Below are 5545 nucleotides of genomic sequence, written 5' to 3'. Positions count from 1 at the left end.
TTTTTCTCCTGTTTCATCGACAATATACTGAATACCTTTCATGATTTAAATTGTTGTGAGATGGACATTAATCGATAACTATATTTGAATCGATTCACGAGAAGATATGGATTTTGCAAGTTCTTGTCTAGCATCTTCCGACAGAGAACAACCAAAATCTAGAATCTCGATTAAAACTAACTGATCGTCCTCGGAATAATGTAATATTGTTTTCCCTTCCTCCTCTGCGTAAGCAATTAGATTATTGTTTAACTCAATTAATAAAGCATCCACATCTGGGCTATAGTGTATCTTGTTCATATCGGGATATCCTACCAGGGTAAAGGGTGATGATTAAGAAAAAAGCACTGAATTCTCGATAAACTACTCGAATCACTAAATTATCATTGAACTTTTTTTGTGCGATTCGCTTGTTGTCTTCAGAGATTTCTATTTTGTCAGGAAATTGTACAGTTTCGAGGATAAATTCAGGAGTGATAAAAATTCCACGAGGGGATAGCAAATTCAATTTGATTCTAGAATGCTCACTAAATCGAACTTCTTTCATTTATCCAACCAATATTATATCGCCAACCTGTAACAGGAATCGAAACCCTATCAATTTTTTCGATAATAATCGCATAACACACGATTTCTATTCCTCAATTATTTGATTTAATTTTTCCTTGAAAATCGTTTCTATTTCTTTATAGGACATCGTTTGAGGTGCGGGTTCATCGAATTGGAAGTTTACGAACACGCACAGAGTCATCGCTGATAGTAATTGCCGCACCTTCTGTCAGTTCCGTTTCCACAGTCAGTAAAACATCTAGAAGCCTTTGAGCAACTACATCAGGTCTGGCAGAAGATAACCGTAATGTAATCAAGCTAGGCAGTCCATAATTATTGAGGGCTACCAGCAGGGAAAAGTCTAAGTCTTGTGTTAAAATAACTTGACCTTCCACTCTGGCAAGTTCCAAAATCTCCGCATCGGCAGCAGTGGCAGGTAAAAAGTCTGTAGTGCGTACTATGTCGTAGCCCTGTAACCTTAAAGCCGCAACTGTCAAAGGGGAGATATGAACATCAGCTAGTAAACGCAGACTACTCATGCCGAAGTGAAGCTAACGATATAATCGGATACGGCCCAAGCTGCATAATTAAGAGCCTGACGAATATCTTCCTCCTCTAACTCTGGATAAGCCTCTAAGACTTCCTGAATAGATAACTGACTAGCCAACAGTTTCAGAACAAATCCTACAGTGATACGCATTCCTCGAATCGTTGGCTGTCCAAGACATATTTGTGGATTAACAGTAATACGGTCTAGCTCTTTAATCACTGTGGAACTCCTGAGATAAACTTATTCTGTATTGTTACATACAGCCATGAATCATTATCGCCCTAACTCTTGTGTCGGCAATGAATTGGCAATTAATCAGAATCAATCTATAGCGTTTCGCTCAAGCCAACCTAAGAGGCTGTTGTGTTGGCGTTGAAAGCTTTGGTGTGTTCTTCTCGAATTTTATGAATTTCTTCAGCATACTTGAGAGTAAACCCGTAGGATTCCGCAGCCTTTTCCGCAGCAATGCGAGACTTAACTAAATAGTCATGGATAGACGTGCATTCCTCCGATAATCTTGTTTGAGTTTTATCTTTTTCTTGCAAAATCTCTGAGTGGATCATAAGTTATTCTCCTCTTTGAATAGTTCAAGTGGTGTGACAATTTCAGGTGTTGACAAACCAAGGCGGGCATTGATAACGCGAATATGCTTCCGTTTGTTAGCATTCGCTAGGTGGTTGCAATTCCAAGTAACGAGATATTGAATGTCGAAATAGCTGGCATAGGCAAGATGTAGAGCGTCGCCCACAAGAGACCTTGGCATGACATAGTTGGCAAGATAAAACTCGACAACTTGTTCAAGAGCAGAAGTCGGCGGTAGTAAAGGAATCCTCGAAACCAAATGAATAATTTCAGCTTTACGCGGATAGTTTCCGTTGGTTAGTTCTTGAAGCACGGCATCCGAAATATATAAATCATAATAACTGGACATCTCCGACCACCACTTCCTTGTGATTTCGGTAAAAGTTTTTAGAGCTTCACGCTCATCAAAGTAATAACTCGGAACCGTGGAATCCAAGTACACTTTTTCTTTCATGATAATAACTGATCGACAAGACTAAATCAAAGCCTGAAGCAGCGGTATGGTAGCCCTCTCTATTCTACTATCCTATCTCTGTAACGAAGTTGTTGCACTGTCATGCTTGACCTCGATCATTTCTCATAGCGATCGCACTTGATCGCATTGAAACTTCTCCATTTTATCCCAAACATTAGCGGTGCGTTACACGCGCGTTTTCGCACCCTACAAGATCAGCGATCGCACTTAACAGATAAAAGTTGCAGACAGGATGCAGGTGATCGGTTACGCTTCGATATACTGGCAATAGGTGGCTGGTTGGGGAATTGGCAGCCCTTGCTCTTGTAATCCATCTAGATGAAATTGAATTGCTTCTTTCATATTTTCTGCGATTTCCTCTAGGGTTTTACCTGTAGTAACACAACCGGGTAAATCAGGAACATAAGCGGAATAGTTATTTTCAGCTTTTTCGATAATAATCGCGTAACGCATTAGTTATTGTCTCCTTCTTCTAGATATTTATTCAATTGAGCTTGTTTGAAAATACTCCGTAAAGTCTTAATCGCTAAATCATCGGACAGCTTACCCGGAACAGTAACTAAACCTGATTTCAGAGAATGTTTGAATTGTCGGTGGCTTCCCCTTGTTCTCGATAAATACCATCCATCTTGTTCTAGTAATCTAATTACATCTCTAACTTTCATGTTATATCTGATTCTTAAAAATTGGCTGTTACCTTTATATGTTACATTTTACAAGTCTCGACGCGAGAGAAGAGATTGATTCCACGCTTGATAGCTGGAAAAGAACTCCACCAAATCGGGTCATGCCAATTTCCACACCGCCATATCGGAACATCAGCAGGAAGATGTCCTTGCAGTGCTTTGAAATCAAAAATAACATCTTTATACTCTATCCAGCTGTTATTTATCCGCCAGCCTACTCTATCTCCGAAAGCGTTCCAAACTCTTTCATTATACTCCCGCGTCCCACCGAGTTCGCGGTAGATTTTCGCCTGCACGGAAAAACCAAAGCGACCGCCACTATATTTAACCCATAATTGGTCAATGGTTCGCAAATCCTCGCAGGGAAAATTATCGATATCCTCTTCCCGTAGCCACTCATTTGTTCGATTGGCGACCTGTAGCATCACTGTTGCGGTTTCCTCGTCCGCTTGCTTCCATTGCTGCCGTTTCAATAAATCTTCTAATTTCCGATAATCGATTCCTTTGGCACTTTTAAGCTGAATAGATGGGGGAGTTTGAGTAACGGAAATAACGGGATTAACGGGTTTTTGAATAGTTGTCTGGGGTATAGAGACTGATGTTTTTATCTGCAAAGCTTGCAACACTTCCGAGGCGGATTGATAGCGTTTTTTTGTGCCAAACTCGATTAATTTATCAAGAATATTCCCTAACTCATTACTAACAGGATTATTAACCAACCACTGTCGCCATACCCATTGGTGTTCCCCCCCATCGAATAAATCAAAGGGAGATATTCCAGTTAATAAATAAAGGCAAGTTACACCCAAACTATACAAATCACTGGCATTAACTGCCTTGCCATTTCCCTGTTCAGGGGCAATATATTCAGCAGAACCGATAATTGTTCCCGTCATGGAACGATTTAAAGGACTGACAAATTTTGCTGCGCCAAAGTCCACTAAAATCAATTTATTATCGCTTTTTCTGCGAATAATATTTTCGGGTTTAATGTCGCGATGAATTACTTGTTTACTATGAATAAATTCTAGAATCGGTAAAATCTCTGACAAAAGATGTTTAATTTTGGCTTCGTTAAATACTCCTTCCTGTTTTAATTCTTGTTCTAGATTTTGTCCTTCGATATATTCCTGCACGAGATATTGTCGCCCATCATTAGCGGTAAAATAGGCGTAAAGTTCGGGGATTTGTGGGTATCTTCCCAAACTATCTAAACGAATCGCTTCTTCTTTAAATAATTCTGCTGCTTTTTGTAAAGTTCCTGTTCCCTGTGCTGACGGGAAAAATTGTTTAATTACACAATAGGGTTTTGAGGGTTTATCCTCATCTATCGCTTGAAATGTTTTACCAAAACCCCCTTGACCGATTAATTTTAGCGCTCGATAACGTTCTCTGAGCAGTAATTGAGAACCGCACTTATGACAGAATTTATCCGTGGGGGTGTTTTTGTGCGAACAATCGGGATTGAGACAGAGACTCATGGCCGTTTGACAAGTATGGGAAGATTAACACTTATTATAGAAAAAGAGGTGACAGGTAGCAATTATTGTAGGTTGGGTTGACGCAAGGAAACCCAACCAGGAGTGACCTTTGGGGTGGTTGGGTTTCGCTTAAACAGTCGAATTAAGCCATTTTTGACCCAGCAAGGAAACCCAACCAAGAGTAGGGTGATTGGGTTTCGCTTTTTCAGTGAAACCTATTTTCCGCTATCATGGGAACAGCGATGTACTGCTTGCTAAATCAATGCTTACCATCAAAACGAGTAAACTAACCCTTGCGGATGTTCAACGTCATCTTAATTTCCAAGAAAAGCTTGAAGATGTCTCATTTACAGAGCTTTTAACATTGGAAACCGTCAGCGACGCAGAAAAATTAGAACTTGTTCAAATCCGCAACGATTTTCGACCCTATTTGATGGAAGATAAAGCATCAGAAGGACAAGTTAAAGTTTTAACCCTATTTCCCTTATTGCGGTTAGCGGGTTTTTATCGTTATCCGATTAAGATTAGGGTTGAAGAAGGGATTGATAATATTATCCTTATGGATGAAGATAAAACTATTAGCGGACGCTTTGATATTGTCACGGTGAATAATTCGATATCAACTGTCAATAATATCCCTTTTTGGATTTTAGTCATTGAAGCTAAAGAGAGTGGAATCGAAGTACGTCAGGGATTACCTCAATTATTGACTTATGCCTACAATAGCTTAGAAAGACAACCCTCAGTTTGGGGATTAGCGACTAATGGCTTACAATATATGTTCGTCTATCTCAGACAAGAAACTAACCCCACTTATCAGATAATGCCAGAACTTAATTTAATGTATCCTGAATCAGCAATTAATCTGCTCCAAATGCTCAAGGCAATGGGTCAGCTAATTTTAGAGACATAAATTAGGACTCAAACAAGCTATAATCTCTTAGGTTTTGACTGTCTATATAGGCAATTAAAAGCGTCTTGAATAATTACCACTATCTAAAACTACTGAGTCGAAAATAAACTTAATTAAGTTGTCGATTTAACGAGAATGAATTAGTTGATGCTTGCTCAACATCTAACCAAGACTCGATTACAGAATTAACCACAGCAGCTACGCAGGAAATCGCTACACTATTACCCGTTAATTTTCGCATAGTTTGATAACTGCCGACAATTTGATAATCATCGGGAAAACCTTGTAAACGTAGCATTTCTCTTTCTG

Annotated in this window: 10 protein-coding genes; 1 reads left to right on the top strand and 9 read right to left on the bottom strand. The window is 39.4% G+C overall.

Translation table 11 applies throughout. From position 1 onward, the window contains the following. Window positions 1-78: 78 nt before the first annotated feature. The 8 genes from IM475_RS20355 to IM475_RS20320 form a co-directional block, all read right to left on the bottom strand. Window positions 79-300 carry a DUF2283 domain-containing protein gene (locus IM475_RS20355; RefSeq protein WP_287728929.1) on the bottom strand — a complete coding sequence of 74 codons (222 nt, stop codon included), beginning with the start codon at window positions 298-300 and terminating at the stop codon, window positions 79-81. Between the two features lie 413 nt (window positions 301-713). After that, window positions 714-1088 carry a DUF5615 family PIN-like protein gene (locus IM475_RS20350; RefSeq protein WP_002733650.1) on the bottom strand — a complete coding sequence of 125 codons (375 nt, stop codon included), beginning with the start codon at window positions 1086-1088 and terminating at the stop codon, window positions 714-716. Further along, on the bottom strand, window positions 1085-1318 hold the full coding sequence (locus tag IM475_RS20345; protein WP_002775448.1) for a DUF433 domain-containing protein: 234 nt from the start codon (window positions 1316-1318) through the stop codon (window positions 1085-1087). The genes IM475_RS20350 and IM475_RS20345 overlap by 4 nt, the downstream gene beginning before the upstream one ends. Before the next feature lie 131 nt (window positions 1319-1449). Then, window positions 1450-1662 (bottom strand): hypothetical protein, encoded by a 213-nt coding sequence (locus tag IM475_RS20340; protein WP_004158042.1) that lies wholly within the window; start codon window positions 1660-1662, stop codon window positions 1450-1452. After that, a complete protein-coding gene (locus IM475_RS20335; RefSeq protein WP_002763393.1) occupies window positions 1659-2135 on the bottom strand; it encodes a type II toxin-antitoxin system VapC family toxin in 477 nt (158 codons plus the stop codon). Before IM475_RS20335 ends, IM475_RS20340 begins: the two co-directional genes overlap by 4 nt. A gap of 267 nt (window positions 2136-2402) precedes the next feature. After that, a complete protein-coding gene (locus IM475_RS20330; RefSeq protein ID WP_149979171.1) occupies window positions 2403-2609 on the bottom strand; it encodes a type II toxin-antitoxin system HicB family antitoxin in 207 nt (68 codons plus the stop codon). Then, the gene (locus tag IM475_RS20325) at window positions 2609-2821 is read right to left on the bottom strand and encodes a type II toxin-antitoxin system HicA family toxin (RefSeq protein WP_002775450.1); all 213 of its coding nucleotides are present in this window, start codon (window positions 2819-2821) and stop codon (window positions 2609-2611) included. Before IM475_RS20325 ends, IM475_RS20330 begins: the two co-directional genes overlap by 1 nt. Before the next feature lie 41 nt (window positions 2822-2862). Next, window positions 2863-4323, bottom strand: a complete 1461-nt coding sequence (locus tag IM475_RS20320; protein ID WP_287728928.1) for a GUN4 domain-containing protein — start codon at window positions 4321-4323, stop codon at window positions 2863-2865. 262 nt (window positions 4324-4585) lie between these two features. Between IM475_RS20320 and IM475_RS20315 the strand changes: the two genes are divergently transcribed. Further along, window positions 4586-5236, top strand: a complete 651-nt coding sequence (locus IM475_RS20315; RefSeq protein WP_287728927.1) for a restriction endonuclease subunit R — start codon at window positions 4586-4588, stop codon at window positions 5234-5236. A 109-nt stretch (window positions 5237-5345) separates the two neighbouring features. On the opposite strand, the gene IM475_RS20310 is transcribed toward IM475_RS20315, so the two are convergent. Continuing rightward, the coding region (locus IM475_RS20310) for a DNA cytosine methyltransferase (protein ID WP_287728926.1) at window positions 5346-5545 on the bottom strand (200 nt) is incomplete at its 5' end.

The sequence above is a fragment of the Microcystis sp. M061S2 genome (assembly GCF_020245605.1).
Classification (GTDB): Bacteria; Cyanobacteriota; Cyanobacteriia; order Cyanobacteriales; family Microcystaceae; genus Microcystis.
Note: the sequence above shows the minus strand (reverse complement) of the source record. Positions and strands in the feature narration are given on the sequence as shown.

What these genes read in the sequence shown, in the direction of transcription:
- IM475_RS20355 (WP_287728929.1), bottom strand. Translation starts at nt 300, where the DNA reads ATGAACAAGATACACTATAGCCCAGATGTGGATGCTTTATTAATTGAG.
- IM475_RS20350 (WP_002733650.1), bottom strand. Translation starts at nt 1,088, where the DNA reads ATGAGTAGTCTGCGTTTACTAGCTGATGTTCATATCTCCCCTTTGACA.
- IM475_RS20340 (WP_004158042.1), bottom strand. Translation starts at nt 1,662, where the DNA reads ATGATCCACTCAGAGATTTTGCAAGAAAAAGATAAAACTCAAACAAGA.
- IM475_RS20335 (WP_002763393.1), bottom strand. Translation starts at nt 2,135, where the DNA reads ATGAAAGAAAAAGTGTACTTGGATTCCACGGTTCCGAGTTATTACTTT.
- IM475_RS20330 (WP_149979171.1), bottom strand. Translation starts at nt 2,609, where the DNA reads ATGCGTTACGCGATTATTATCGAAAAAGCTGAAAATAACTATTCCGCT.
- IM475_RS20325 (WP_002775450.1), bottom strand. Translation starts at nt 2,821, where the DNA reads ATGAAAGTTAGAGATGTAATTAGATTACTAGAACAAGATGGATGGTAT.
- IM475_RS20320 (WP_287728928.1), bottom strand. Translation starts at nt 4,323, where the DNA reads ATGAGTCTCTGTCTCAATCCCGATTGTTCGCACAAAAACACCCCCACG.
- IM475_RS20315 (WP_287728927.1), top strand. Translation starts at nt 4,586, where the DNA reads ATGCTTACCATCAAAACGAGTAAACTAACCCTTGCGGATGTTCAACGT.